Source organism: Fodinicurvata sp. EGI_FJ10296, assembly GCF_040712075.1.
Lineage (GTDB): Bacteria > Pseudomonadota > Alphaproteobacteria > DSM-16000 > Inquilinaceae > JBFCVL01.
The window spans coordinates 124407-150168 of the sequence record NZ_JBFCVL010000005.1; the positions used below are offsets into that span (position 1 = coordinate 124407).

Below are 25762 nucleotides of genomic sequence, written 5' to 3' on the forward strand. Positions count from 1 at the left end.
CGGGCACGCCGACCGGGATCAGAGTTTGTCGAGTCTGCGCTGGTGGCGTCCGCCTTCGAACCCGGTATCCAGGAACGCCTCAAGGCATTCACGGGCGACAGCGGGCCCGATCACCCGAGCACCCAGCGCCAAGACATTGGCGTCATTGTGCTGACGGGACAGGCGGGCCGTTGTCACATCGTGGCAAAGAGCCGCACGGCAACCGGACAACCGATTGGCTGCAATGGATATCCCGATGCCCGTGCCGCACACGGCAACGCCGAAAGCGGCATCGCCTGAGGTGACCGCCTGCGCTACGGCCCGGCCGAAATCCGGGTAGTCGACGCTGTCGGCGTCGTTACCGGTGCCGAGATCAATGACAGTGTGCCCTTGCTCGGTCAGGAGCGTCACCAATTCGGATTTGAGACCGAATCCGGCATGGTCGGACGCGATTGCAACCTTATGTTGCGTCGGCATATGGCTTTGGCTCTTTCCAGCTTTATTGGCGGACGGCAGGACCGTCCGATCGTGAGCATGAAACTACGCGCTTGGTAGCGGCATGACAAGTGCGCCCCGCCAAGCGGCCCCAGTACCGTATCAGGCGCAGGGTCACGACCGGGATCTTCGAAGCTGTTCAGGGACTTGTAGCCTGATGTAAAACCGACGCTACGATAGCCGCCCCATTGAGCTGATGATTTCATACCTCATGAATCTACTCCCCCTAGAGGCCGTCCCACGCCGACCGGCGTGTCGGGCGGCCCCGTTTCATGACGAACGCCAACCTGGCAGTCGCAGCCGCTTCGAGCTGGGCCTGCGTGCAGGTCGCCGGACATTGAACGATGACCTCGGTCAGAGAGTCCGGATCGACCGCGGCCACCCGAATGATTGATCCGATGCGGGTAAACTCGAACAATATTTCTCTTGCCACCTCGTGAAATCCTTTCCGGCATCAGGTCGCCAATTGTAGCGGCGCAGAACCTGCAGATAGTGCCAAACTCTCAGACAATTGCTCTGCAAAAGCAGCCGCACTGCGTGCGTGTTTGCGCATCCATCCATAACAGGCGACGATGCTTTCCTACCCATACTGGCGTTAACGGACCCTTTCCGACATTCCACGACAGTCACGGCATTCACGAGGCAGCCCATGATCGGAATCATCACCCTGTTGCTGAGTTTTCAACTGATCGGCGAAGTGGTCGTCGTTGCCCTCGGTCTGGCATTGCCGGGCCCGGTCATGGGCATGGCGCTGCTATTCCTCGGCCTCTGCCTCTGGGGGGCGGCGGATCGCGTGCTGCCGCATTCGCTCGACGAAACGGTCGGCGTTCTGCTGGGAAACCTGTCCCTGCTCTTCGTGCCAGCGGGTGTCGGCGTCGTTCTCCACCTGTCTCTGGTTCGCGAGGAATGGCTGCCTATCGTTGCGGCGCTGCTGGGCTCCACGATCCTGACGGTGGGGCTGAGCGCGCTGGCGATGTCATGGTTGCTGCAGCTCAGCGGCAACGGGACAGAATCCGGCGAAGGATCTGGCGATGCAGAATCAGGAGGTGGCGCATGACCGCCGAGCAGCCCGACGATCTGTTCGCGCTGTGGATTTACCTTTCAGCGTCGCCGCTGCTGGGACTGACGGCAACGCTGGGTGCATACCTTGTCGGACAGCAAATTTATCTGCGCTTTGCCATGAACCCGTTGGCCAATCCGGTCTTGATCGCGGTCTGCCTGTTGGTCGGTCTGCTGATGGTATCAGACGTGGCATACGAGGATTATTTCGAGGGCGCCCAGTTCATTCATTTCCTGCTGGGTCCGGCGACCGTGGCACTGGCAATTCCCCTCTATCGCAATCTCGCCCTCATCCGAAGATCGGCGACACCTCTGGCCGTCGCGATTGTCGGCGGTTCCCTGACGGCTTCGTTGAGCGCCGTTGCGATCGCCTGGCTGCTCGGCGCAACGCGCGAGACGGTTCTGTCGCTCGCACCGAAATCGGTGACGACGCCCATTGCCATGGGCATATCGGAAAGCATAGGTGGCCTGCCGTCTCTGACGGCCGTCATCGTAATTCTGACTGGAATATCCGGGGCGATGCTGGCGACGAGCATACTGAATATGCTGCGCATTCGAGATTGGCGAGCCCGCGGCGTTGCCATCGGACTCGCGGCGCATGGCATCGGAACGGCCCGTGCCATTGGTGTCAACGACGTCGCAGGAGCCTTCGCCAGCCTCGCCATGGGGCTCAATGGACTGGCGACGGCGATCCTTCTGCCGCTGGTATTCAGGCTGCTGATGTGACGCCGGGGTAGCCCAGCCGGCCCGACCAGAATCGCTCCAGCTTCAGCAGCGACTGATTCAATTCGTTGAGCGCTTCCGTGTTCAGGTCGACATTCGACAGTTCCGCACTCTGGCGTTCGAACATCTCGCTTATCTTCTCCCTGAGCAGGAGGCCTTTTTCAGACAGTCTGACGCGAAGCGAGCGGCGATCATGGATCGATCGCTCCTGAACGAGATACCCGTTCTCGACCATCTTCTTGACGTTATAGGAAACGTTCGAGCCGAGATAATAGCCACGGGCAGTCAATTCGCCGACGGTCAGTTCGTCCTGCCCGATGTTGTAAAGAATCAGGCTTTGCACGTTATTGATGTCATGGATACTGCCACGGTCCAGCTCAGCCTTGATAAGTTCAAGGAAGTGACGGTGCAGCCGTTCGATCAGCAGGATGCTCTGATAGTACGGATGTTTCACCAAAATTCTCCTAAGATCCGGCAGACCACTGCGCGTTTTCGTGTGGTTTCAAACCACTTCGTTGATAATGACACCCTGATACCCGTTCGGAGCTCATGAACGGGCCAGGCCATCGACACATCGTTAACCGATCCGTAGCGCGTACAGTTCCACAGCGGCGCTGCAATCCGGCGAATCGAATGCCCGGTCGCAATAGCTCAATACACCAACAACTGCCAGCACCGTCTCCGAACCGACTACGACCGACGCTGGGCCCCACCGTCACCGTCGTGCCTCCCTCCCACAATGCAATTATCGTGATTGCCCGTCAATCATTTGGAAGATACCGGAAAAATCGGTGTCTCCTTCGCCGCTGTTGCAGAACATCGAATAGAGCATCGCCGCCTGCGCGCCCAGACTGGTCACAGCCCCGGTTCTGGCAGCGGCGTCCTGTGACAGCCGCAAATCCTTGAGCATCATTGCGGCCGTGAATCCTGGCTGATAGTCGCGGTTGGCCGGCGATGCAGGCACCGGGCCCGGCACGGGACAATACGTCGTCAGTGACCAGCACTGGCCCGAGGCGTTCGATGCGACGTCGAACAGCTTCTGCCGGTCGAGGCCAAGCCGATCCGCCAGCGCAAAGGCTTCGACGACCGACAGCATCTGTATGCCCAGCATCATGTTGTTGCACATCTTGGCCGCCTGACCGGTCCCGGGGCCGCCGGTGTGGACGACGTTGCGGCCCATCGCTTCGAGGATGGGGCGGGCCCGATCGACCGATTCCGGCGGGCCGCCGACCATGAAGGTCAGTGTTGCGGCCTGAGCGCCGCCAACGCCGCCGGATACCGGAGCCTCTACCATCGACAGCCCCTTGTCGGCCGCCGCCGCGGCGACGTTCCGTGACGTGTCCACGTCGATTGTGGAGCAATCGATCAGCAGTGCCTCATTCGGGGCATGCGCCAGGATGCCGTCATCGCCGGCCCCGTCCTCACCCAGGTAGACCGTGCGCACATGCTGACCGGCCGGCAGCATGGTGATGACGACCTCTGCATCCACGACGGCATCGGCCAGGCTGTTGCATTCGGTTACGCCGGTTTCCGCCGCCGCTTTGCGAAGCGGTTCGGACAGATCGTAGCCCTTCACTGTGTGACCCGCCTTGACGAGATTGGCAGCCATGGGCCCGCCCATGTTGCCAAGGCCGATAAAGCCAATGCGCGGCATTTCTGTCCTCCCCCAGTTTCCCCGTTTGTTGACGTCCGGCCCATTCGCCCCGTCAGATGCTCAAATCGTTGGCGCCGAGCGGCTTGAAGTGATCCTCGACGATCTCCTTTGTGACATCGGCAAGCCGGGCCGGTGCCCATCGTGGCGACTTGTCCTTGTCGACCAGCAGGGCGCGGATCCCCTCGTAGAAATCGTGGCCGCGCATGCACCCCTGGGAAAGCCGGTATTCGATTCGGACCATTTCGTCATAGTCCATCGCCCGGCCCATACGAAGCTGGGCCAGCGTGACCGCGAGGCTGGTAGGCGACATGCGACCCAACGTCTGCAGGGTCGCGCGCGTCCAGTCCGTGTCGTGAGCGGCCAGGGCATCGAAAATCTCCTGGACGGTATCACCGTCGAAGCAATCGTCGATTGCCGAGCGCCGTTCCGCGATCGGAGCGGGACCGGGATCCTGGCCGAACGTATCGAGCAGCGACACGACGGCCTCTTCGCCGGCATCCGCCGGAAGCGAGCCGAGCGCGGAGCGTAGGGCATCCAGGGATTCCGACGGAACATAATGGGTGCCGTAGCCCAGATACATTGCGTCCGCGGGGCCGCAACGATGACCGGTCAGCGCCAGATAGGTGCCGGTTTCCCCCGGCATCCGAGGCAGGAACCATCCACCGCCGACATCGGGAAACAAGCCGATGCCTGTTTCCGGCATCGCGAACAGCGTCCGTTCGGTGATGACGCGAATGAGGCCGTGGAACGACAGGCCCAGTCCGCCTCCCATGGATATGCCGTCGACGATCGCGATATAGGGTTTCGTGCAGTGATGGATCGCGCGGTTGAGGTTGTATTCTTCCCTGAAAAAATCCGCCGTCATCGTGCCGGGATCGCTCACCGACCCCTCGCCGCCCGCTTTGATGGCGATTCCGGCATCGTAGACTGCCCGGACATCGCCGCCGGCACAGAAGGCGCGATCGCCCTCACCGCTGACGACGATCGCCGCAACCTCCGGATCCTCCTGCTGTTTGCCCAGCCAGGGCCCGAGTTCGCGGATCATGTCGAGGCTCAGGGCATTCAGCGCCTTTGGCCGTGCGAGCACGGCTTCGCCGACGGCGCCGTACCGACCGAAATGGATTTCGCTGCTCATCGTTCCTTTTCCTAAAGATCGTCCAGCATCTTGCGGGCGATGATCAACCGCATGATCTCGTTGGTGCCTTCAAGAATGCGATGAACCCGCAGGTCCCGAAAATACCTTTCGATGGGATATTCGGACACATATCCGTAGCCACCGTGGATCTGCAACGCCTCGTCCGCTATGCGGAATCCGGCATCGCTGGCGAACCTTTTCGCCATGGCGCAGTGGCGGGTCCGGTCGGGGTCTTCCGTGTCAAGGGATCGGGCCGCGCGATGGACCAGCAGGCGGGCCGCATCGAGATCGGTGGCCATGTCGGCCAGTTTGAACTGAAGCGACTGGAACGACGCTATCGGCTGGCCGAACTGACGCCGCTCCAGCGCATATCGGCGCGCCGCATCCAGGCACGCCCGCGCGCCGCCGAGCGAACACGAAGCTATGTTGACCCGGCCGCCATCGAGCGCCTTCATTGCGAAGCGAAATCCGTCCCCATCGATCCCCAGTCGATTGCCCGCCGGGATCCGGCAGCCGTCGAAGATCACCGCCGTCGTCGGCTGACTGTTCCACCCCAGCTTGCGCTCTTTCTTGCCGAACGACAGTCCCGGCGTCCCCTTTTCGACCAGAAATGCCGAGATGCCGCCAGCGCCTTCGCCGCCGGTCCGGGCCATCACGACGTAGACGTCCGATCGCGATCCGCCGGAAATGAAAACCTTGGTGCCATCCAGCACATAGTCCGCGCCATCGGCGCGGGCAGTCGTCCGCAGCGAGGCGGCATCGGACCCGGCCCCCGGTTCGGTCAGACAGTAGCTGGCAAAACGATTCATCGTCAGAAGCGGGCCGAGGAACTCATCGTGCTGTGCCTCGCTTCCGAAACAGTCGATCATCCAGCAGACCATGTTGTGAATGGAGATATAGGCGGCCGTCGACACGCAGCCGGCGGAAAGCTCCTCGAAGATGATCGCCGCGTCGAGCCTGTCCAGCCCCGCGCCGCCGACTTTCTCCCGGCAATAGATACCGGCAAAGCCCAGGGTTGCCGCCTCGCGAAGGCATTCTTCGGGAAAGACCGACCGCCGGTCCCACTCCGCCGCGAAGGGAGCCATGCGATCCCGCGCAAATCCACGGGCCACGGTCTGAAACGCCAGTTGATCGTCGCTCGGCCGGAAATCCATGTCGGCTTTTCCCCCCATTCTGCCGTCCTGCCACGCCACACGCTGCTCCGCCCATCTTGGCGGAACGGGTTAGCCCATTGCGACGGCCCGTTCGCGGCCCTATGGTGGCAGTGTTTCGCCGCCATGGCGACATCAGTAATGGCTGAAAGTACGAAAGGCTTCGACCCCCACTCATGACTCGTTCTGTACCCGGTTCGTCATCCGCCCGTTCCACTGCCCATTCGTCGGTCGGCACCTTTCCGGCGACGCGTCTGCGCCGCAACCGTTCGAATGACTGGACCCGGCGTCTCGTTCGGGAGCACGAAGTCACGGCGTCCTGCCTCGTACTTCCGCTGTTCGTTGTCGAGGGCGAGAACGTGACCCAGCCAATCGATTCAATGCCCGGCGTCTTTCGCTACAGCATCGACCGCTTGACCGAAGTCGTCGACGAAGCGCGTGCGCTCGGGATTCCATCGGTTGCCCTGTTTCCCTCGGTCGACGACGCCCTGCGCACCGACGATGCCCGGGAATCATGGAACCCGGACAACCTCGTCTGTCGGGCGATCAAGCGTCTGAAATCCGCGGTACCCGGCATCGGGGTGATCACGGACGTCGCCCTGGACCCCTATACCACTCATGGCCACGATGGATTTCTTCGGGATGGCCGGATCGTCAATGACGAGACGGTCGAGGCCCTGACGCATCAGGCACTCGCACATGCCGCAGCGGGCGTCGACATCGTCGCGCCGTCGGACATGATGGATGGTCGGGTCGCCGCCATTCGTGACGCCCTGGACCGTGCGGGCCATGACGGTGTCGGCATCGTCTCATACGCGGCCAAATACGCGTCGGGCTTCTATGGGCCGTTTCGCGACGCCGTAGGCTCGGGCAAGCGGCTGTCGGGTGACAAGAACACCTATCAGATGGACCCGGCCAACAGCGACGAAGCGATGCGCGAGATCGAGATGGACCTCAAGGAAGGGGCCGACATGATCATCGTCAAGCCCGGTTTGCCATACCTGGATATCGTAAGGCGGGCCAAGGATACGTTTGGCGTGCCGATGATCGCATATCACGTCAGTGGCGAGTACGCGATGCTTCGCGCCGCCGCCGCCAATGGCTGGCTCGATTACGAGCAGTGCCTGATGGAAACCCTGATGGGGTTCAGGCGGGCCGGATGCGACGCCGTCATCACATATGGTGCGCTGGATGCCGCCCGGCTGATCAAGCGGCAAGGCCGAAAATAGCCCAGGCGAGCACTAGTCAGACGGTCACCATCCAACTATAAAAAAGCCCTATAAGCTACTGATATCGGATAGAAAACCGACAATCTTGCGGTCATGCCAGGACGGTGGGCCACTGCGGTCGTGAAAGCCCACATGCCCGCCGGACGGCAGAATCAGTGGCAACAGCATTTTGTTGCTGGCCCACGGAAATGCCAGATACGGCGCCACCGGGATCCAGGGGTCGTTTTCGGCGTGGATCAGTACGGTCGGGCGCCGGATCATGGGCAGATACTTAACCGCGCTGGCATCCTCGTAATAGGCTTCGGCGGTTTCATATCCCGCTTCCGGCGCGATTACATGGCTGTCGAAGTCCCGCACGGTCCGGACCAGGGCGGTACGGCGGCGGCGGCCGGCGTCCATGAATCCCTCGATAGAGGTCATATCGTTCAGCATTCGACGAAGAAACCAGTGATGGTACAGCCGGTTGCGCGGCGCCATCAGCCGGCGTTGCGTCCCGGCCAGATCGATGGGTGCGGAAATCGAGAAAGCGGCAGCGATGCGATGATCGTCGCCCAGCTCGCCCATAAGCTTGAGTACCATGCTGCCGCCCAGCGAGAAGCCGCACAGTGCGAGACCCCCGGCAGGCGGATCGATCGAGTCGATAACGTCTCTGAGGTCGTCGGTTCGGCCGGCGTGATAAAGGGTCGACGCATAGGCCCTGGAGGGTCCGGCGCCGCGCAGGTTCATCCTGAGCACCGCAAACCCGGATTGCAGCAGGTAGCGGGTCGAGGCGACCATGTAGTGGCTGGTCTCGCACCCGCTCAGCCCATGACACAGAATAACCAGCGGCCGCGACGACATGGCAGGGCGCAGCTTCGTCCAGTCGATACGCGACGCGTCGACAGCCCGTCCGAGGTCATAAGACAGATCGGGGACCGCTACCGTATCGGGCCAACCATACGTGTCTTCGAACTCTTTCATTTCGATTGCCGGCGGTGCGCCGTCGGCCGGCAGCGACAGGCACGCCACGAGCCGGTCACCCGAACCGTCCCGCAACGGAAACACAATGTGTTGATGGCGATAGCCGGGAAGTTTGCGCCTTCCGCCGCCGAATGGCTTCAGCAGTGTATTGCGCACCGTCTGCAGATCGCCGCCGAACCAGGGCATTCGCGGGTTGAAGGCCAGGGGCGGCGCCACGAGACCATGCGCCAGACGCCGGTCCCGATCGAGAAGGCGATCACGAGGCTGCAAGGGATCAAGGGTCTGAGACCTGGATATGGCGCCGGATTCGACCTCAGACTCCGCCGCTGCCGAAGAGCCAGTCATGAATGATGTCAACGTGATCATCGTCCATCAGTGACGGTGCATGGCCACATTCCGGAAACTCCACAACTTTTGCACATGGGCCGCGGGTTTGCATTTCTGCGGCCGTCTCACGATCCAGTATATCGCTTGATGCCCCTCTCAGTACAAGCACCGGACATTTTATCGCATCCCAGAGCGGCCAGATATCGACTTCCTTAAGCGGCTGATCTCGGAACGGTTTGGAAATTCTCGGATCATAGGCCAACGCGAGACGGCCATCGGGCAACTGACGCGCGGAATGTGTCGCCAGATGCCGCCACTGCCAGTCGTTCAGGATACCGAACGGGGCATGCACCCGGCGCATATAGGTTTCGAGCTGCGCAATGCTGTCGAAAACGGGATCTTCGCCCACAAAGGCGGCAACGCGTGCCAGCCCCTCCGTCGGAACGACCGGTCCGATATCGTTGAGGATCAGACGGCGTATCGGAGAATTGGGCCTGGCAGCCAGCATCATGCCGATAATGCCACCCATACTCGTACCGATCCAGTCGATCTGGTCGCGCTCCAGCCGGCCGATCAGAACAGCCATGTCGGTACAATACTGATCGTATTCGTAATCGACACCCTGCGGCAGCCAGTCACTGCGCCCGCGACCGACCACGTCCGGACACACGACGCGCGCGCTCTGGGCCAGATTTTTTGCCAGGACGTCGAAATCGCGCCCGTTGCGGGTCAACCCGTGGACACAGACAACGGTGTCGTCCGCCTTGGACAGCCCGAATTCCGTGTACACGACGTTGTGAAACCCATCCGGGTTTAAACTTTTGAGTGTTCTACGACGCATGGGAAATTCAGTCATCCGGTACGGTGTGAGGAAAGTCGACTAAGCCGTTCAGGCGACGCGGATGTTGGCTCGCTTCTGGATGTCGGGATCTCTGATATCGATCTCGCGCGCATGCGTATCGGCGGCATCGCTGCCGCACAGCCAGACGATCAGATCTGCGGGCGCTGTCACCGGCAGCAGAGAATCGCGCGGCAGGCCGCTGACCGGATTGATACCCGAGGCCCGTATGCTGACCTGCATGTCGGTATCGACGACGCCCGGACGAACGCCGACGCATCGGAGACCTGTACCTTCCGTCTCCATGGCGACGGACCGGGTGACCATGGCCAGACCGGCCTTGCCGGCGCAATATGCGCTCCATCCCTCATAGGGTTTGTCGGCGGCACCGCTGGAAACGTTCAACAGAATGCCGCCGCCGGCCGCGTGGGTACCGGACGCCTCAATCAGATGGGGCAGGCTAGCGTGAACCACGTTGAACGCGCCGACCAGATTGACGGAGATGTTGCGCGCCCACACCGTCGGATCGATATCGGTGATCAGGCCGATCGGCTCGATCACCCCGGCGTTATTGACGACGATATCCAGCGCCCCGAACCGGTCCACCACACCGGCGACCAGCGATGCTACCGAGCCATAGTCGGCGACATCGCATTCGAACGCCTCGGCTTCACCGCCGAAGTCGGCGATCTCAGTGGCGATTTCTCGACAGGCGACGGCGGAACGCGCCGCCACCGCAACGCGGGCCCCTGCCCGTGCGAGTGCATGAGCGGCAGCCGCACCAATACCCCGGCTGCCACCGGCGACCAGCGCGACCCGCCCCGAAAGATCAACGATCTGCGTCATTGTGAACCAGCTTTCCCCGTAGTGTCTTCGGAAGCATTTCCAATGTCGGCTCGAAACCTTCGTCTTCGGTAAACACGGAGGCGAAATCCCCGAATCCATTGAATCCGGTGTGCAGCACGTTGGTGTAAGCACCGGCCTGACCGATTTCCAGCCAATCGCCCTCGATGATATCATCGGGGAGCCAATAGGGGCCAGGGAGATGGTCAACGGAATCGCATGTCGGGCCGAAAAGATCATAACTGATCAGGTCGCCGGTCGCTTCGCCGCCAGGGCGCAGGATCCGGATAGGCAAGTCGATGCCGTCGAGCTTCATGTCCATGAGACTGCCGTAGCTGCCGTCGTTCAGATACAGCTGGTTGTCGCGCCGCAGCATGACGCGAACGACGATAGAGTATCCCTTGGCGACCATGGCGCGGCCCGGTTCGGCCATCAGCCGCGTCGTCGGCGGCAAGGCGATCTCCTGGACGCCCTCGGCGATAGCCGCCATGTATTCTGACAGATCAGGCGGAAAGGTTCCGACATACGCCACCGGAAAACCGCCCCCGATATCCAGAACCGCCAGATCGACACCCGACTGCTGCCAGACATCCGCCGCCCGCCGCATCATATTCAAATATGCTTTCGGGGAAAGGCACTGAGATCCAACGTGGAATGTCAGGCCCGGTTTTGCACCCAGGCGAACGACTTCGCGAAGCAGATCGGCGGCAAGATCATTGGGCGCGCCGAATTTGCCGCCAAGGTCGCATACCGCCTGGGCCCGGACCGCCTCCAGCCGCACCACGAGCGTGGTCTGGCTGAGATCGCCCAGCTCTTCGCGAAGTTTGCGCAGTTCGTCATGGTGGTCGAGGGAGAACGTTCGCATGCCGTAGCGGTGATAGGATTCGCGGATAGCGGTCCTGCTCTTGACCGGGTGCATATAATAGCAGTTCGGGTTCAGGAACTGATCGTGGATCTGTTCGATTTCCGCGATTGATGCGGTATCGAAATGCCTGACGCCGCCCTCGTAAAGGGCCCGCAGGACACGGCGATCATTGTTGCACTTGACCGCGTACATCGCGTTGCCGGGGAACGCCTGGACAAAGCGGCGGGCGGTTTCCCTGATTACGTGTGGCCGTAGACAATGAATCGGCACCTCCGGACGGAGTTCCTCGACCATGGCCTTGGGCGTGGAGAACGTTTGAGTCATTCGTGAGGACCTTCCATCTGACCGCTCCGCCATCGGCGTTCGCTGAATTCTAACTCTCGCGCAATCGCCGAACTCGAGAACAACCGCATTCATGGGCGATCCTTGCCACAAACATACGGCCGGGGCCAGCGTTCCCGGACTCCGCCCGACTTACTTGCGGACCAAACCCGCAAGGCCGATAGACTGCCTCGCTGTCGGGCGTTGTCCGACTGATTCCAGCCGCCGATATCCTTGTCCCATGCGCCGACGGGCGCGAACCGAAGAAGCCGAAGCATAGCTTGATGCTGCGGCACCCTTTCATATTAGGGACGATACAACCTAAAATTGTTTTAAGATACTGCCGTCGCTTGTCTGACCCAGAAGGCCGGGAACCAGTCCGGCCAGGCCGCGGTTGGCCGTTGGGTTGCAAAATCCGGGCGGCAAGCGCACTGTCGGGCACTTACGAACCGCGGTACAAACCGTTGGCGGCGCGAGCAAGAGCGACATTCCCGGGAATTCATTCGGAAAGAAAAAATGAAGTGGGTCTGGCGGGCGGTCATTGCAATGGTCTTGCTTATTCCGGCAGTCGGCGCCGGCCTTTTCTTCTGGCTGCGTACGGGCGTCCCGTCCTATGACGGCACCATCGCTGCCGATGCCTTGACGGCCCCGGTTCAGATCATGCGCGACGGAAATGCAGTCCCGCACATATTCGCATCCAATGAGCATGACGCCTATTTTGCACTGGGTTACGTTCATGCGCAGGATCGACTGTGGCAAATGGACATCCAGCGCCGGATCGGCGCCGGCCGGCTGTCTGAGATCGTCGGCGAGCGGGGGCTGGGATCGGACCGGTACATGCGGACGCTCGGCCTCTACAGGCACGCCGAGGCGGCATTCGACCATCTTTCCCGGGATGTGCAGCTCGCCCTGCTCGCGTATGCCGAGGGCGTCAATACCTGGATCGCCAATCGGCGGCGTTCGCTTCCCCCGGAATACTTGGTGCTGAGGACCCGTCCGGATCGCTGGAGCCCGGCCGACAGTATCGTCTGGGGCAAGATCATGGCGGTCCAGCTATCAGGCAACTATCGCGGTGAATTGCTGCGGACCCGAATCGCGGATGCGCTTGGGCCGGATGTTCTCGATGATCTGTTTCCCCACCGCTTGATCGAACAGGACCCGATCACGATGCCGGACGACGGAGAGTTGGCCTCGCAACTGCCTGATGATCACCCTCGGCACGCGACCGCAGGGGACCAAACGACACCGCGATTGCGACCGGCACGTCAGGATGGTCTCCCCCCTCACCTGACCGAACTGGCAGAGGCGGCTCTGCCTGCGCCGTTCCCCGAACCGTTCTCGGCATCAAACGCGTGGGTTGTATCCGGCGAACTGACGAACACCGGGTCGCCCATTCTGGCCAACGATCCCCATCTCGGGCTCCAATCGCCGATACTCTGGTATCTGGCCCGTCTTGAAACACCGGATTGGTCGATCACCGGGGCGACGGTCCCGGGCGTCCCCTTTCACCTGATCGGACACAACGGCTCGGCGGCGTGGGGCTTTACGACCACGAACAGCGATACCCAGGATGTTTTCCGCGAGCGTCTCGATCCGGAGGATTCGGAACGCTACCTGACGCCCGATGGAACGGCACCGTTCGAAGTTCGCCAGGAAACCATACCGGTCAAGGGCGGCGATTCGGTCACTCTGCGGATCCGATCGACCCGCCATGGTCCGGTCATCTCCGATATCGGTACCGAAACCGCTGCGGCGGCCGCCGAGGGCGAAGTGCTCGCCCTGGCATTTCCGGCGTTGACCGATCAGGATACGAGCGCCGAAGCACTCTATCGGCTGAATCGTGCCCGTAACTGGTCGGACTTCACCGGCGCAATGAGTCAATGGGTCGCCCCCCAGCAGAATGTCGTTTATGCCGACACGCACGGCACCACCGGCCTCTATGTTCCGGGACTCCTGCCGGTCCGCTCCGATACCGACGGGCGGCTTCCGGCCGAAGGGTGGCATGGCGAAGATGATTGGCAGGGCTACGTGCCGTTCGAGGATCTGCCGCATGTTCGCGATCCCGAACGTGGATGGCTTGTCAATGCGAACAACAGAGTGGTCAGGGACGATTACGCGTTCGACCTCGGCCACGACTATGACGCTCCGTACAGGGCCAGGCGCATCGAGGATCTGCTGTCGGGCACGATCGGAGAGCATGACGTCGAGGACAGCGTCGCCATTCAGATGGATACTGTCTCGCTGGCGGCGGAAGCGCTGCTCGACGTACTTCTCGATCTGTCCGGGGAGCGTTCCCGACATGCCGAGGCACTCAGCCTGCTGAGATCCTGGTCGTTCGAAATGGATCGAGAGCGGCCGGAACCGCTGATATTCAACCACTGGCTGCGAGAGATCAACCGGGCGCTATTCTCCGACTCGCTCGGCCCGGCCTTCTCCGACTATTGGGCACAGCGGGCGATGACAGTCCAACGCCTGCTTTCGAGCCGCCCGCGCTGGTGCGATCCAGACGCCCCGGCCGAAACGGACGACCGCGATCTGGCATTGACGCACTGCGCGCCGCTTGCTTTGGAAGCCCTGGACCGCGCACTGGAAAGACTCACGGCGGCTCACGGCGAAAACATGGAACAATGGCGCTGGGGCGACGAACATGTGGCGCCACTCGACAATCAGGTCATGGCGTTTCTTCCGATCGTGCGGTCGATCATCGACCTGTCCGTCGAGACAGATGGCGGCTTTTACACGATCAATCGCGGCGGCTATCGCGTATCCCGCACCGACCAGCCATTCGGCCACGTTCATGGGGCGGGACTTCGGGCGGTGTTCGACCTTCACGATCTCGACAACTCCCGTTTCATCATTGCGACGGGGCAATCGGGCAATCCATTGTCGGACAACTATGGCAACATGGTCCTGCGCTGGCGCGAGGGTGATACGATCACCATCCACGGCGATCCGGCCGACATTGCAGAGTCCGGTCTCGGGACACTGACATTGCGTCGCGGTGCCCTTGACGACGACTGATAATGTCCGCCGCGGCATGCGCTGAAACAGGGAACGCGGAAACCAGATGAGAAACAGTTCATGACCGTTCACCGCGACATGATATTGGCGGCCGGGAATCGGATGGCAGGTCGGCTCGTGGCGACGCCGACAGTCCATTCGCCCGCCCTTTCAAGCCGTTATGGCTGCCGGATCCTGCTGAAGCTCGAAACGCTCCAGGTGACCGGTTCGTTCAAGGCCCGGGGCGCCCTTAACCGGCTCATGACCTTGCCGCGGGATCGCAAGGAATCGGGTGTCATCGCCATGTCGGCCGGCAACCACGCACAGGGCGTGGCCTGCTTTGCCGCAGAACTCGGCATTGCAGCCACTATCGTCATGCCGCGGTTCACGCCGTTCGTAAAGGTGGCGCAGACAGCTGGCTATGGCGCGAGTGTTGTCCTGGAAGGCGATACGGTCGCCGAAAGCTACGAGCATGCCTGCAAGCTGGCCAATCGCGACGGACTGACCTTCATTCACCCTTACGATGACGCGGAGATAATCGCCGGTCAGGGCACGGTCGGATTGGAGATCCTTCGGGATGTCGACGAAAAGATCGATGATGTCGTCATCCCCATCGGCGGCGGCGGGCTGGCATCGGGAATAGCCGTAGCTTTTGGCGGCAGCAGCAATCTATCGGCCGAGAGCGGCACAGCGGCGAGACTGACCGGCGTTCAGACGTCCGCCTTTCCCTCAATGTATAAAGCCTTGTTCGACACACCGGAGCCGGAACGCGAAGGTATCGATCCGGCAATGCCGGCCACACCGCTCGGTGGAACGACACTGGCCGAGGGGATCGCCGTCAAGACGCCGGGCGTCCTGACCAGAGCCATCCTCAAGGCGCATCTGGACGCGATCGCCCTGGTCGATGAACCGCTGCTGGAGCGCGCGGTGCACGACCTCTGTGTGCATCAGAAGCTCGTGACCGAGGGCGCGGGGGCGGCGGGCCTTGCTGCCGTCATGGCGGCGCCCGAGCGCTATGAGGGCCGAACCGTCGTCATCGTGATCTGTGGCGGCAACATCGACCCGCGTATCCTTTCTTCGATATTGATCCGCGGTCTGGTCAAGGAAGGCCGGTTGACCCGCCTGCGAGTCCGGATCGAGGACAGCCCCGGCGCATTGGCCGAAACTTCCCGCCTGATCGGTGAGGCCGGCGCCAATATCGTGGAAGTCTTCCACTATCGATTGGGGCTGGATGTGCCCGTAAAGCGACTGGATGTCGGGTTCCTGATCGAATCACGCGACCGTCCGCATGTCGCGGACATCATGGAGCGTCTGCGGGCTGCAGGGCTGCATGCCTCGGTCGCGGATGATGCGGGATAAGACGGCGCGGTGACGCCACCGTTGGCCGCGATGCGTCGGCCTATTCGGGCAATTCTGCATATTGCCCGCCATGATACAGCAGGGCGGGCTGCCAATTCAGAACGCAGCATCGCTCGACGGCGCCGACAAGGATCTCGTGATCGCCACCGGGATAAACCGCGTCCAGCCGGCATTCCAGCGCGGCAAGCGATTCACTCAGAATCGGCGCTCCGGTCCGCCAAAAGGTGACAGGGATATCGTCCCATTGTTTGCCGCCGCTGGCGAATCGCGTCGACAATTCCTGCTGGCCGAGGGCGAGAATCGAGATCGCAAAGAACCCGCTGCGCCGGAAGGCCGGAAGACTGCGCGCCGTTCGATCGAGACAGAACAGCAACATCGGCGGCGAAAGCGAGACGCTGGTCAGCGAATTTACTGTTACCGCTACCGGCGCGCCGTCGGCCATCGTGGTGGCGACGGCGACCCCCGTGGTGAAACGCCCCATGCACGCTCTGAAAGCCCGCTCATCGGACGGCTGAGCGGTAGCGTTGGCGGCGCCATCGTCGATCGGCGTCGGCGGTTCCTGGCCCGTCATGCACATTCCTTTTGCAACTGGTCGCAATCGACCCTGCAAGAGATGTCCGTTCGTCGTCCTGTTGGCAAGCCCCCGCGCGCGTCATGCCGACGTCGAGCCCGGCGCCCTCCCGGCGGCTATATGCCGCGCCGCGGGCCGACACGCCGGAATATTGCCCGGGCTTAAACCCTTTGTTCAGAAAAACAGGACAAGGTTAACGCTCAGGATCAATCTTGACGACCGTGAGGGCCGGTATCGCTCTCCCTATGCCAGAAGGTTGAGGTCACAGGCCAATGCTTTTCATTGCCGGCTCCATAATCGTCATAATATGCACCCTCGGCGGCTATGCCGCCATGGGCGGTTATCTCAGTGTTCTATGGCAGCCATTCGAAGTAGTCATCATCTGTGGCGCGGCGCTTGGGGGGTATGTCATTGCCAACCAGCCTGCCGTGCTCAAGAAAACACTGGGTGCCGTCAAAGAGGCCAGCAAAGGGCAGAGATTCAGCAAAAAAGACTATGTCGAGCTGCTTAGTCTTCTGTATATGACCTTCAAGCTTTCCAAGACAAAAGGAATGCTGGCGCTTGAGCAGCACATCGAGAACCCCGAGGAGAGCTCGCTTTTTCAGCAATTCCCCGGTGTTGCGAACAACGAGCAGGCGCTCACTTTCTTGCGGGACTATCTCCGACTCATGTCCCTCGGGACTGAAGATCCCCATACGCTGGAGGATCTCATGGACGAGGAGATCGAGACCCATCACAAGGAACAGCATCGGCTGTCCCATGCAATGCAGGCTCTGGCAGACACGCTGCCGGCGCTGGGGATTGTCGCCGCCGTGCTCGGCATCATCAAGACGATGGGGTCGATCACCGAACCGCCAGAAGTGCTGGGTGGCCTTATCGGTGGCGCCCTTGTCGGCACCTTCCTCGGCGTCTGGCTTTCGTACGGCTTTGCGGCCCCCGTGGCCCGCGCGATGGCCGAACGATACGACGAGGAATCCCGTTATTATCAATGCATGAAGGCGGGACTCCTGGCGCATCTCCACGGCTATGCGCCGGCAGTATCCGTGGAATTCGCCCGCAAAGCCCTGTTCCACGATGACCGTCCGGACTTCTACGAGCTGGAAGAGGCCACGAACGCGCTGCCACCCGCCTGATCGAGACCACCTGACCCCGATCTCCTGCCCCCGGTCCCGTTGGGGTCATTAAGGCGCCCCGGCGCGCGAGCAAACAGAACGACGGAGAATTCACGGTGGCATCGACTGATCAGCCGGTCATCATCATCAGAAAGAAGAGACGAAAGGCCGCCGGCGGCGATGGTCACGGCGGTTCGGCGTGGAAGGTCGCCTATGCCGATTTCGTCACCGCCATGATGGCATTCTTTCTGCTGCTCTGGCTGCTGAATGTGACCACGGCCGAACAGAAGCAAGGAATCGCCGACTATTTCGACCCGATGGCGGTGTCACAGGGCCAGAGCGGCTCCGGCGGTGTTCTCGGCGGCCTGACCGTTTCAAGCCCGGGCAATCTGTCGTCACCGAGTTCGCCATTCTCCATGCACGAAAGCCTTCCGGGCCGGCCGGAACCGGCCGACGACAGCAATACCCTGGACAGTGGCGCGACGGATGTCGTGGACGAGGATTCCGGCGACCTTTCGTTTCCCGATCTCGCCGACTACGAAGACGAGGTTCGCCGGCTTGAGGGCCGCGAGCTTACCGAGCAGGAAGTGGCGGATTTCCTGGCCGCCCGTGAACAGGCGCAGTTCGAGCAGGCCGAGCAAATGCTTCGCGACGCCATCGAAGGCGTTCCGGAATTGGCGGAACTGGGTGAAAACCTTATGATCGATCAGACCCCTGAAGGGCTGCGAATTCAGATCGTGGACCAGGACCAGTATTCGATGTTCCCAAGTGGGAGTGCGGATCTGCTGCCCCGTTCGCGCCGACTGATGGAGATGGTCGGTCAGGCCATCCGGGGCCTGCCCAACGATGTTTCAGTCCGCGGCCATACCGACGGCACACCCTTCGCCGATGGATCACAGTACGACAACTGGGAGCTTTCTGCAGACCGCGCGAATGCCAGCCGACGGGCCCTGGTCGATTCGGGAATGGAAAGCCAGCGGGTCGCAAACGTCGTCGGGAAGGCCGACACCGATCACCTGTTTCCCGACGAACCCGAAGGAGCACAGAATCGCCGGATCTCGATCATACTTCTCCGCGAAGCGCCTCTCCTTCAGTCAAGCGTGTCGGCGGAGGAATGATGATTGCGGGTCCATGAGACCAGTTCGTCGGAGGCCGGTTCAGCGAGTGGCCGAGCGATGAACTTCCTGCCAAGGGTTGCCGAAGGTGTCATCACTGTCGTTAAATGATAGTGAAAGATGACATATCTCAGGTCCCTGCCTCAGGAGGCTCAGCAACGTGGCATCCAGTCAGTCCGGTTCCCCCGGCAGCGCCTACCCGTCAGACTCCCTGTTTCTCCGGTATGACGCCGGAGGCTTTTTCGACGAACTATTGAGCCATACCGAAGGCCGCACGCCGATTCCTGCGACAGTCAGAGAACGGCTCTGCCGCTTCACGATCGAGGATCTTCGCGTCAGGTCCGAGGAAGCGTCGCGGGAACTTTATAATCTCGGCATTACCTTTCTGGTATTTTCCGAGAGTGGCAGCGAAGACCGGATCCTGCCATTCGATGTCGTCCCGCGACTGATACCAAGCACGGAATGGACCGTCCTGGAGGCTGGCGTCAAACAGCGTGTCGCCGCCATCAACTGCTTTCTGAAGGACATCTATAACGATCAGAAGATTCTGAAGGACGGCGTCGTGCCTGCCGATCTGGTGCTCGGTCATAAGGCCTATCGAAAGGCAATGGTCGGCTTGTCGCTTCCGTTTGACACTTATGCCCACGTCGCAGGCGTTGACATCATCCGTGATCAGCAGGGCGAATTCCGCGTTCTTGAAGACAACGCGCGGGTACCGTCGGGCGTTTCCTACGTCGTTGAAAACCGCCAGATGATGCAACGGATCCTGCCGGAATTGATTGACCGGCTGCCCGTCCGGCCCGTCGACAGCTATGGCCTTCGTCTTCGCAGTGCTCTGTCGGAACTGGCGCCCGGCGGCGTGTCGGAGCCGAGCGTCGTTCTGCTATCGCCTGGCAGTTACAACTCGGCCTATTTCGAGCACGTATTCCTGGCGCGCGAAATGGGTGTACCGCTGGTGGAAGGCAACGACCTGTTTGTCGAAAACGATCACGTCTATATGCGCACGATCGAAGGCCCCGCCCGTGTCGACGCCATTTATCGACGTCTCGATGACGATTTTCTCGATCCGACCGTGTTCCGAAGCGACAGTCTGCTGGGGGTTCCAGGTCTGGTGGCGGCCTATGCCAAGGGCAACATCGCTATCGCCAATGCCATCGGCACCGGCGTCGCGGACGACAAGGCGGTTTATGCCTATATGCCGCGGATCATCAAATATTTCCTCGATGAAGAGCCGATCATCCAGAATGTCGAGACGAATATCTGCCGGGAAAAGGACGGCCTTGCCTATACGCTGGACAACCTGGAATCACTGGTCGTCAAACCGGTCGGCGAGGCCGGCGGCTACGGGATCACGATCGGACCGCAAGCCACACGCGCGCAGCTCGACGCCTGCCGCGACTCCATAAAGGCGAACCCGGCGAATTACATCAGTCAGCCGGTAATCGGCCTGTCCGTCTGTCCGACCCTGACACCGGATGGCATGGAGCCCCGCCATGTCGATTTCCGGCCCTTCGCCGTGACGGGTCGGGATACCTGGGTGCTGCCTGGCGGCCTCACGCGCGTGGCGCTGCAGAAAGGCCGACTGATCGTCAATTCGTCCCAAGGGGGCGGCTCCAAGGACACGTGGGTACTAGGGTAGGAATCAAAATGACACTGCTGCTATCCCGCTACGCCGACGCCGCCTTCTGGCTCGCCCGCTACATCGAGCGCGCCGAAAATGCGGCAAGGCTGATCGACGTGAACGAAACCTTCGCACAAGACGATTCAGGCAATCACAACTGGGCGTCGATCATCGAGATCAACGCGGACATGGAAAGGTTCAACGCCCTCCATGACGAGGTATCGAGCCAGTCGGTCCTGCACTTCACGATCCTGGAAGAGACCAACCCCGATTCGATCCTGAATGCTGTTCGCAACGCGCGCCGCAATGCCCGGACTCTCCGGCCGATGATCAGCACGGAAATGTGGTCGCATGTGAACATATTCCATGGCCGCGTCAACCGTCTGACGCATGCCGATCTGGAACTGGGTCGGCTCAATCGGCTCTGCTCTTTCGTCAAGGAAAGCTGCCAGGCTCATGCCGGTGTCGTCGAAGGCACCCTGCACCGGGACGAGGCCTGGTATTTCTATCAGATCGGGAGGCACCTGGAGCGTGCCGATCAGAGCACGCGCCTGCTCGACATCAAATTCCACCTCTTGACCAGCGGCGACCCTGCATCCGGCGATGCATCGGAAAGCCGGCAGTGGAACGCGGTGCTGCGCTCGGCGGCGGGTTACCACGCATTCCGCCGCATCCATATGCGCGGCATGAACCCGCTCGATGTCGCGACATTCCTCATCCACTCCCCGGACTTCCCGAGATCCGTGGCGCTGAATGTCACAGCCATGGCAGAGTTGCTAACACGTCTGCGGTCGCGGTTCAGATTGCGGCGCGGGACAGCTGCCATGGAGCGGCTGGACGAGATTCAGGCTGCGTTATTGGAGCGGACGACGAGCGAACGGATCGATTTCGGCCTGAACGATTTTCTCGACTGGCTTCAGCGGCAATTCTCTGCCTTGACGACCGATCTTGGCGAAGCCTATTTCGGATATGCGCCCGCTGCGGCGAATCAGAGCCAGGCCACGCAGCGATCAGCGTGATACGGGATACTTTCGGGTGGCACATCTGCCCGGTGAATCGCAAGGCCAAGAATGTCGAATATCCGCAATCTACAACGGTCGATACAGTTTTTCCACCGCTCCGGTCCGATGGGATGCCCGTATCTCGAAGGCCGGGTCGAACGGAAGCTGTTCACGCGGCTTCCCGCTGATCCCGTCGTAGCGCAACGGCTGAATGCCGACCTTTCGAAGGCCGGCTTCCGGCGCAGTCACGACATACTCTACAAACCGATCTGCGACCGATGCTCTGCCTGCGTTCCGGTTAGAATCCCCGTCCGCCGTTTTCAGGCGACCAGGTCAATTCGCCGGATCCAGCGGGCCAACGTCGATCTGGTGGTTTCCGCTTGCGCGCCCATTGCCGGCGAAGAAGATTTTTCACTCTTCCGCCGGTATCAGAAGGCGCGGCATCCCGATAGCGACATGGCGCATATGTCGGAGTCTGACTATCAGGCTATGGTCGAAGAAGGGAGCGCGGGCACGGTCGTCTTTCAGTTTCGACAGAAGGGCGGGGCAAAAGACGGCACTCTCGCTGGCGTGATGATCTCCGACCGTTTGGACGACGGATATTCCGCCGTCTACAGCTTCTTCGAAGCCGACGGAACGCGCGAGGGTCTGGGAACGATGATGATCGTAGCGTTGATCGAACAAGCCCGTGATGAAGGTCTGGACAATGTCTATCTTGGGTACTGGATCGAACAATCCCGGAAGATGGCCTACAAGGTGCGATTCAAACCGGTGGAATATCTGACGTCGGACGGCTGGCGCGAACAAAACTCATAGCGAACTATCAGTTTCGCTCGTGCCGTTGCCGTCCCAGTGACTCTTGAGCCCACTTTTTCCTATTGCTGCGCTTCTTCTTCCTCATCGGCAGCGGTAACATCGTTATCGTTTCCAGCCTCTGCTTCAGCGGCGGGCTCGTTTGTGTCTTCGATGGCCTCTTCAAGGTCGTCGCGCTGTGCGCGCAGTGCCTCAAGGTCCGCCTGGACGGTATCGATATTCTCCAGCAACTCCCGATATTCGTTGCCGGTTGACTCCATGGTCGTTTCGAGATTCTCCCGGTTCTCTATCATCGACTCGATCTCCGCCTGGAGACTGTCGCGGCCCGAGGTAAGTTCGGAGAGTTCGGATTGCAGCGCATCGAGGTCGGACCGTGTTTCCTCAAGCTCCGCTGCGGCGGCGTCGCGCTCGCTGGTAAGGGCTTCGACTTCTTCGGTTAAGTCGTCCCGCTCCTGGCGAAGACCAGCGAGGGTTTCTTCGAGTTCCTCGATCGAGGCAACACCCTCGGCGGCCTCGCTGAGATCGGCCTCGAGCCGGGCAATGGTATCGTCCCGCTCGCTCAGCGCTGATTCGAGTTCGGAGGCATTCTCCGTTGTAGCCGAAAGTTCGGCTTCCAGCGCCTCGACCTGCTCATCTCCGGCTGTGATTTCCGATTCCAGAGACGAAATCGTCTCCTGGGCAGCCGAAAGTTCGGCCTCGATAGCCTCTACGCGCTCATCGCGATCGGCGATCTCCGGCTCAAGCGATGCAACGGATTCTTGTGCCGCGGAAAGCTCGGATTCCAGTTCGGCGATGCGTTCATCGCGCGCTTCCAGATCCGTTGTTAGCGAGCCGACTTCTTCCTCCAGAGCGGCCGCTTCGGTCTGCAGTGCCTCCGCATCGACACCGGTCTCCTGGAGTTCAGCGAGTTCTGCGTTGGCGGCTTCGAGCTGTCCGCGCACATCAGCCAGTTGTGCCTGCGCGGACGTCGCTTCTTCCTCTGCGGTGCCGGCGGTATTGCCCATATAGATGGCCGTGATGATGGCAATCACCGCCACGCCGCCAAGCGCATAGGAAACCATTTTTGCCCGGCTCACTTTCGATTCGGCATCCGAAGCGGATGTCGCGTTCCGATCGCTCACAATATGTCTCCCTTAGTTGAACCCGTTTACCGACGAAAAGCCTTTGGGCCGCAATCGGCCGGCACCTGCACGGGCACCGCGATAGCCGAGCAAATCCTGCCCCGCCAGGGTGCGCCGCCCCCATTTCAAACCCTCTGCGTCATTGAATGTTTTCAAATCCAGCAGCTTGCCTTCTTTGTACTTCTGAAGAATCACGCCCCGCCCCTTGGCCATTTCGGGCACCTCGGACAGCGAAAACACGAGCAGTTTATGGTTCGTGCCCAAAAGCGCGATCATATCGCCGGACACGGGCTTACATACCATGGCGGTGGCACCTTTCCCCGGAGAAAGCACCTGCCGCCCAGCCTTGGTCTGCGCGAGGGTTTCGGACTGCGAGACGATGAATCCCCGGCCGTCATCCGCCGCGACGATCAGCTTCACTTCCGGATCGTATACGAAGACCGTGACGACTTCCGAGTCGTTCGGCATATCGACACTCAGGCGCAAGGGCTCGCCAAAGCCTCGGCCGCGCGGTAGCTTGTCGGCCGCTATCGAATAGAAGCGACCGGTCGACGCCATGATCTGCACCTTGTCGGTCGTCTGGCAGCGCAGAACGAATCGTTCGCTATCGCCTTCCTTGTACTTGACCTCGGTCGGGTCGGCCTGGTGCCCCTTTACCGACCGGATCCAGCCCTGCGTCGACAGGAATACCGTGATCGGTTCCCGCTCGATGAAGGCCTCGATCGGCACGGTCGTACCGGTCGGGGCCGAGCCGATGACCGTTCTGCGTCGCCCGAGCTCGGTCTCGGATCCGAAACGCGTTCGAATATCCGCCAACTCGTCGCGGATGCGCTGCCAGCGCAATGCTCCCTCGGCAAGGAGCGCCTCAAGTTCGGCGCGTTCAGCCGACAGTTTGTCGTGCTCGCGCCTGATCTCGATTTCCTCAAGCTTTCGCAATGCCCGCAGGCGCATGTTCAGGATCGCTTCGGCCTGCATATCCGTCAGTGCGAACGCGGCAATCAGCCCGGCCTTTGCGTCGTCTTCCTCCCGGATGATCCGGATGACCTCATCGAGATTGAGAAAGGCGATCAAATAGCCGTCCAGCACGGCAAGTCGGTCGAGGATCTTGGCCAACCGATGGCGGCTGCGTCGCACGAGGACGGTGTGGCGGTGAACCAGGAAAGCCTGCAGCGCCTCCTTGATGCCCATGATGCGGGGGACGCCATGCGCATCGAGAACGTTCAGGTTGACGCCGAATCGCGTCTCCAGATCTGTCTTGCGGTACAGATGTTCCATGAGCACGTCGGGGTCGACGTTTCGGCTTTTCGGTTCGAGCACCAGCCGAACGTCGTCGGCCGATTCGTCCCGGACGTCGTTGAGAAGCGGCAAGTGACGGCCGTTTATCAGGTCGGCGATCTTCTCGATCAGTTTGGCCTTGGGCACCTGATAGGGGATCTCGTAGACGACGATGATATAGGTGCCCTGCCCTGTCTTCTCGACGGACCATCGCGCCCGCAGCCGCAACGAGCCGCGCCCCGTCCGATAGGTCTCGGTTATGGTCTCGGCTGTCTCGACCAGTTCGCCGCCGGTCGGAAAATCGGGCCCCGGCATCAGGGCGGCCAACTCGCCCACGGTCACGGGATCCGCCGTCATGGGCAGGCCGGGATTGGCCGGCAGCGACGGCGGCGGGGCTCCAGGCTCCTCGCCCTCGCCTTCAGCCGGCACCGCCTCAGGATCGACGTTGGGATCGTCATTGTTCGCCGGCGGCTGCTCCGGACGTCCGGCTCCCGCTACGTCGGAACGGTCGATAAGCAGCGTCAGGGCCGCGCATAGCTCGCCGACATTGTGCGGGGGAATGTTCGTGGCCATGCCGACCGCAATTCCCTGCGCGCCGTTCGCCAGCAGATTGGGGACACTGGCCGGCAGAACGAGCGGCTCCCGGCCTTCCTCGTCGTATGTCGGTCGGAAGTCGACCGCGTCCTCGTCGATTCCATCGAGCAGCGCCTGCGCGAACGCGGTCAGCCGGGCCTCCGTATACCGCATGGCGGCGGCATTATCGCCGTCGATGTTGCCGAAATTGCCCTGGCCATCGACCAGCGGGTACCGGACCGAAAATGGCTGCGCCAGGCGGACAAGAGCTTCATAGACGGATTGATCGCCATGGGGATGGTATTGGCCGATCACGTCGCCGACGACGCGGGCGCATTTCTTGGGTGCCGTCGCCGGATCCAGCTTCAGCTGACGCATGGCATAAAGCAGTCGCCGATGCACCGGCTTGAGGCCGTCGCGCACATCCGGCAGCGACCTGGCGGTGATGGTCGACAGCGCGTAACTCAGATACCGGTCACCGAGGGCCTTGGCGAATCCGATCGGGACGATTCGTCCGTCGCCGGGATCGTCGCCGTCGCTTCCGGGTGCTCCGTCATTCATGCTGTCATTCCACTCGCTTCCAGTTCACTCGCTTCCAGTTCACTCGTGCGTTGGCCGGGAT

The 25762-nt window shown here is 61.3% G+C and carries 23 protein-coding genes; 10 read left to right on the top strand and 13 right to left on the bottom strand.

Annotated features, from left to right (window positions below):
- Positions 1-18: 18 nt before the first annotated feature.
- On the bottom strand, positions 19-456 hold the full coding sequence (gene rpiB / locus ABZ728_RS11950; protein WP_366656367.1) for a ribose 5-phosphate isomerase B: 438 nt from the start codon (positions 454-456) through the stop codon (positions 19-21).
- 244 nt (positions 457-700) lie between these two features.
- Positions 701-907, bottom strand: coding sequence for a hypothetical protein (locus tag ABZ728_RS11955; protein WP_366656369.1), 207 nt, complete (start codon positions 905-907; stop codon positions 701-703).
- Positions 908-1123: 216 nt separating this feature from the next.
- Between ABZ728_RS11955 and ABZ728_RS11960 the strand changes: the two genes are divergently transcribed.
- Both ABZ728_RS11960 and ABZ728_RS11965 read left to right on the top strand, forming a co-directional pair.
- Positions 1124-1531 (top strand): CidA/LrgA family protein, encoded by a 408-nt coding sequence (locus tag ABZ728_RS11960; RefSeq protein ID WP_366656370.1) that lies wholly within the window; start codon positions 1124-1126, stop codon positions 1529-1531.
- A complete protein-coding gene (locus tag ABZ728_RS11965; RefSeq protein WP_366656371.1) occupies positions 1528-2259 on the top strand; it encodes an LrgB family protein in 732 nt (243 codons plus the stop codon). Before ABZ728_RS11960 ends, ABZ728_RS11965 begins: the two co-directional genes overlap by 4 nt.
- Here ABZ728_RS11965 and ABZ728_RS11970 read toward each other — a convergent pair.
- From ABZ728_RS11970 to ABZ728_RS11985, 4 genes are all read right to left on the bottom strand, one after another.
- A complete protein-coding gene (locus ABZ728_RS11970; protein WP_366656372.1) occupies positions 2243-2710 on the bottom strand; it encodes a MarR family winged helix-turn-helix transcriptional regulator in 468 nt (155 codons plus the stop codon). The genes ABZ728_RS11965 and ABZ728_RS11970 overlap by 17 nt on opposite strands.
- Before the next feature lie 291 nt (positions 2711-3001).
- Entirely contained in the window at positions 3002-3910 is a 909-nt protein-coding gene (gene mmsB / locus ABZ728_RS11975; RefSeq protein WP_366656373.1) for a 3-hydroxyisobutyrate dehydrogenase, read from the bottom strand.
- Positions 3911-3962: 52 nt separating this feature from the next.
- Positions 3963-5045, bottom strand: a complete 1083-nt coding sequence (locus ABZ728_RS11980; RefSeq protein WP_366656374.1) for an enoyl-CoA hydratase/isomerase family protein — start codon at positions 5043-5045, stop codon at positions 3963-3965.
- A gap of 11 nt (positions 5046-5056) precedes the next feature.
- Positions 5057-6199, bottom strand: a complete 1143-nt coding sequence (locus ABZ728_RS11985) for an acyl-CoA dehydrogenase family protein (protein ID WP_366656375.1) — start codon at positions 6197-6199, stop codon at positions 5057-5059.
- 173 nt (positions 6200-6372) lie between these two features.
- On the opposite strand from ABZ728_RS11985, the gene hemB reads away from it, so the two are divergent.
- Positions 6373-7425, top strand: a complete 1053-nt coding sequence (gene hemB / locus ABZ728_RS11990) for a porphobilinogen synthase (RefSeq protein WP_366656377.1) — start codon at positions 6373-6375, stop codon at positions 7423-7425.
- Positions 7426-7473: 48 nt separating this feature from the next.
- Here hemB and ABZ728_RS11995 read toward each other — a convergent pair whose 3' ends face one another.
- The 4 genes from ABZ728_RS11995 to ABZ728_RS12010 form a co-directional block, all read right to left on the bottom strand.
- Positions 7474-8730, bottom strand: coding sequence for an alpha/beta fold hydrolase (locus ABZ728_RS11995; RefSeq protein WP_366656378.1), 1257 nt, complete (start codon positions 8728-8730; stop codon positions 7474-7476).
- Positions 8699-9502: an alpha/beta hydrolase gene (locus tag ABZ728_RS12000; RefSeq protein ID WP_366656380.1), complete on the bottom strand. Its 804-nt coding sequence runs from the start codon at positions 9500-9502 to the stop codon at positions 8699-8701. Before ABZ728_RS12000 ends, ABZ728_RS11995 begins: the two co-directional genes overlap by 32 nt.
- Positions 9503-9601: 99 nt before the next feature.
- Complete coding sequence (locus tag ABZ728_RS12005) at positions 9602-10396, bottom strand: SDR family NAD(P)-dependent oxidoreductase (RefSeq protein ID WP_366656381.1); 795 nt, start codon at positions 10394-10396, stop codon at positions 9602-9604.
- Positions 10380-11582: a type III PLP-dependent enzyme gene (locus ABZ728_RS12010; RefSeq protein WP_366656382.1), complete on the bottom strand. Its 1203-nt coding sequence runs from the start codon at positions 11580-11582 to the stop codon at positions 10380-10382. The genes ABZ728_RS12005 and ABZ728_RS12010 overlap by 17 nt, the downstream gene beginning before the upstream one ends.
- Positions 11583-12095: 513 nt before the next feature.
- Here ABZ728_RS12010 and ABZ728_RS12015 point away from each other — a divergent pair.
- Both ABZ728_RS12015 and ABZ728_RS12020 read left to right on the top strand, forming a co-directional pair.
- On the top strand, positions 12096-14600 hold the full coding sequence (locus ABZ728_RS12015) for a penicillin acylase family protein (protein WP_366656383.1): 2505 nt from the start codon (positions 12096-12098) through the stop codon (positions 14598-14600).
- A gap of 60 nt (positions 14601-14660) precedes the next feature.
- The gene (locus ABZ728_RS12020; RefSeq protein ID WP_366656384.1) at positions 14661-15938 is read left to right on the top strand and encodes a threonine ammonia-lyase; all 1278 of its coding nucleotides are present in this window, start codon (positions 14661-14663) and stop codon (positions 15936-15938) included.
- Between the two features lie 40 nt (positions 15939-15978).
- Here the strand turns inward: ABZ728_RS12020 and ABZ728_RS12025 are convergent, their stop codons facing one another.
- Positions 15979-16509 (bottom strand): flavin reductase family protein, encoded by a 531-nt coding sequence (locus ABZ728_RS12025; protein WP_366656385.1) that lies wholly within the window; start codon positions 16507-16509, stop codon positions 15979-15981.
- A gap of 272 nt (positions 16510-16781) precedes the next feature.
- Between ABZ728_RS12025 and motA the strand changes: the two genes are divergently transcribed.
- From motA to ABZ728_RS12050, 5 genes are all read left to right on the top strand, one after another.
- Positions 16782-17642 (top strand): flagellar motor stator protein MotA, encoded by an 861-nt coding sequence (gene motA / locus ABZ728_RS12030; RefSeq protein ID WP_366656386.1) that lies wholly within the window; start codon positions 16782-16784, stop codon positions 17640-17642.
- A gap of 95 nt (positions 17643-17737) precedes the next feature.
- Positions 17738-18739, top strand: a complete 1002-nt coding sequence (locus ABZ728_RS12035) for a flagellar motor protein MotB (RefSeq protein WP_366656387.1) — start codon at positions 17738-17740, stop codon at positions 18737-18739.
- Between the two features lie 250 nt (positions 18740-18989).
- Positions 18990-20375: a circularly permuted type 2 ATP-grasp protein gene (locus ABZ728_RS12040; RefSeq protein WP_366656761.1), complete on the top strand. Its 1386-nt coding sequence runs from the start codon at positions 18990-18992 to the stop codon at positions 20373-20375.
- Positions 20376-20383: 8 nt separating this feature from the next.
- Positions 20384-21376 carry an alpha-E domain-containing protein gene (locus ABZ728_RS12045; protein WP_366656388.1) on the top strand — a complete coding sequence of 331 codons (993 nt, stop codon included), beginning with the start codon at positions 20384-20386 and terminating at the stop codon, positions 21374-21376.
- Between the two features lie 51 nt (positions 21377-21427).
- Entirely contained in the window at positions 21428-22174 is a 747-nt protein-coding gene (locus tag ABZ728_RS12050; protein ID WP_366656389.1) for an arginyltransferase, read from the top strand.
- A 59-nt stretch (positions 22175-22233) separates the two neighbouring features.
- Here the strand turns inward: ABZ728_RS12050 and ABZ728_RS12055 are convergent, their stop codons facing one another.
- Both ABZ728_RS12055 and ABZ728_RS12060 read right to left on the bottom strand, forming a co-directional pair.
- Positions 22234-23292 (bottom strand): hypothetical protein, encoded by a 1059-nt coding sequence (locus ABZ728_RS12055; RefSeq protein ID WP_366656390.1) that lies wholly within the window; start codon positions 23290-23292, stop codon positions 22234-22236.
- A gap of 12 nt (positions 23293-23304) precedes the next feature.
- Positions 23305-25701: a DNA topoisomerase IV subunit A gene (locus ABZ728_RS12060; RefSeq protein WP_366656392.1), complete on the bottom strand. Its 2397-nt coding sequence runs from the start codon at positions 25699-25701 to the stop codon at positions 23305-23307.
- Positions 25702-25762: the final 61 nt, after the last annotated feature.

Bases quoted from the DNA above. Each gene is read 5' to 3' on its own strand.
- ABZ728_RS11985 (WP_366656375.1), bottom strand. From the start codon at position 6,199: ATGGATTTCCGGCCGAGCGACGATCAACTGGCGTTTCAGACCGTGGCC.
- ABZ728_RS12050 (WP_366656389.1), top strand. From the start codon at position 21,428: ATGTCGAATATCCGCAATCTACAACGGTCGATACAGTTTTTCCACCGC.
- ABZ728_RS11965 (WP_366656371.1), top strand. From the start codon at position 1,528: ATGACCGCCGAGCAGCCCGACGATCTGTTCGCGCTGTGGATTTACCTT.
- hemB (WP_366656377.1), top strand. From the start codon at position 6,373: ATGACTCGTTCTGTACCCGGTTCGTCATCCGCCCGTTCCACTGCCCAT.
- ABZ728_RS12025 (WP_366656385.1), bottom strand. From the start codon at position 16,509: ATGACGGGCCAGGAACCGCCGACGCCGATCGACGATGGCGCCGCCAAC.
- ABZ728_RS12010 (WP_366656382.1), bottom strand. From the start codon at position 11,582: ATGACTCAAACGTTCTCCACGCCCAAGGCCATGGTCGAGGAACTCCGT.
- ABZ728_RS12015 (WP_366656383.1), top strand. From the start codon at position 12,096: ATGAAGTGGGTCTGGCGGGCGGTCATTGCAATGGTCTTGCTTATTCCG.
- ABZ728_RS12060 (WP_366656392.1), bottom strand. From the start codon at position 25,701: ATGAATGACGGAGCACCCGGAAGCGACGGCGACGATCCCGGCGACGGA.
- ABZ728_RS11960 (WP_366656370.1), top strand. From the start codon at position 1,124: ATGATCGGAATCATCACCCTGTTGCTGAGTTTTCAACTGATCGGCGAA.
- ABZ728_RS12005 (WP_366656381.1), bottom strand. From the start codon at position 10,396: ATGACGCAGATCGTTGATCTTTCGGGGCGGGTCGCGCTGGTCGCCGGT.
- rpiB (WP_366656367.1), bottom strand. From the start codon at position 456: ATGCCGACGCAACATAAGGTTGCAATCGCGTCCGACCATGCCGGATTC.
- ABZ728_RS11980 (WP_366656374.1), bottom strand. From the start codon at position 5,045: ATGAGCAGCGAAATCCATTTCGGTCGGTACGGCGCCGTCGGCGAAGCC.
- ABZ728_RS11995 (WP_366656378.1), bottom strand. From the start codon at position 8,730: ATGACTGGCTCTTCGGCAGCGGCGGAGTCTGAGGTCGAATCCGGCGCC.
- ABZ728_RS12020 (WP_366656384.1), top strand. From the start codon at position 14,661: ATGACCGTTCACCGCGACATGATATTGGCGGCCGGGAATCGGATGGCA.
- mmsB (WP_366656373.1), bottom strand. From the start codon at position 3,910: ATGCCGCGCATTGGCTTTATCGGCCTTGGCAACATGGGCGGGCCCATG.
- motA (WP_366656386.1), top strand. From the start codon at position 16,782: ATGCTTTTCATTGCCGGCTCCATAATCGTCATAATATGCACCCTCGGC.
- ABZ728_RS12045 (WP_366656388.1), top strand. From the start codon at position 20,384: ATGACACTGCTGCTATCCCGCTACGCCGACGCCGCCTTCTGGCTCGCC.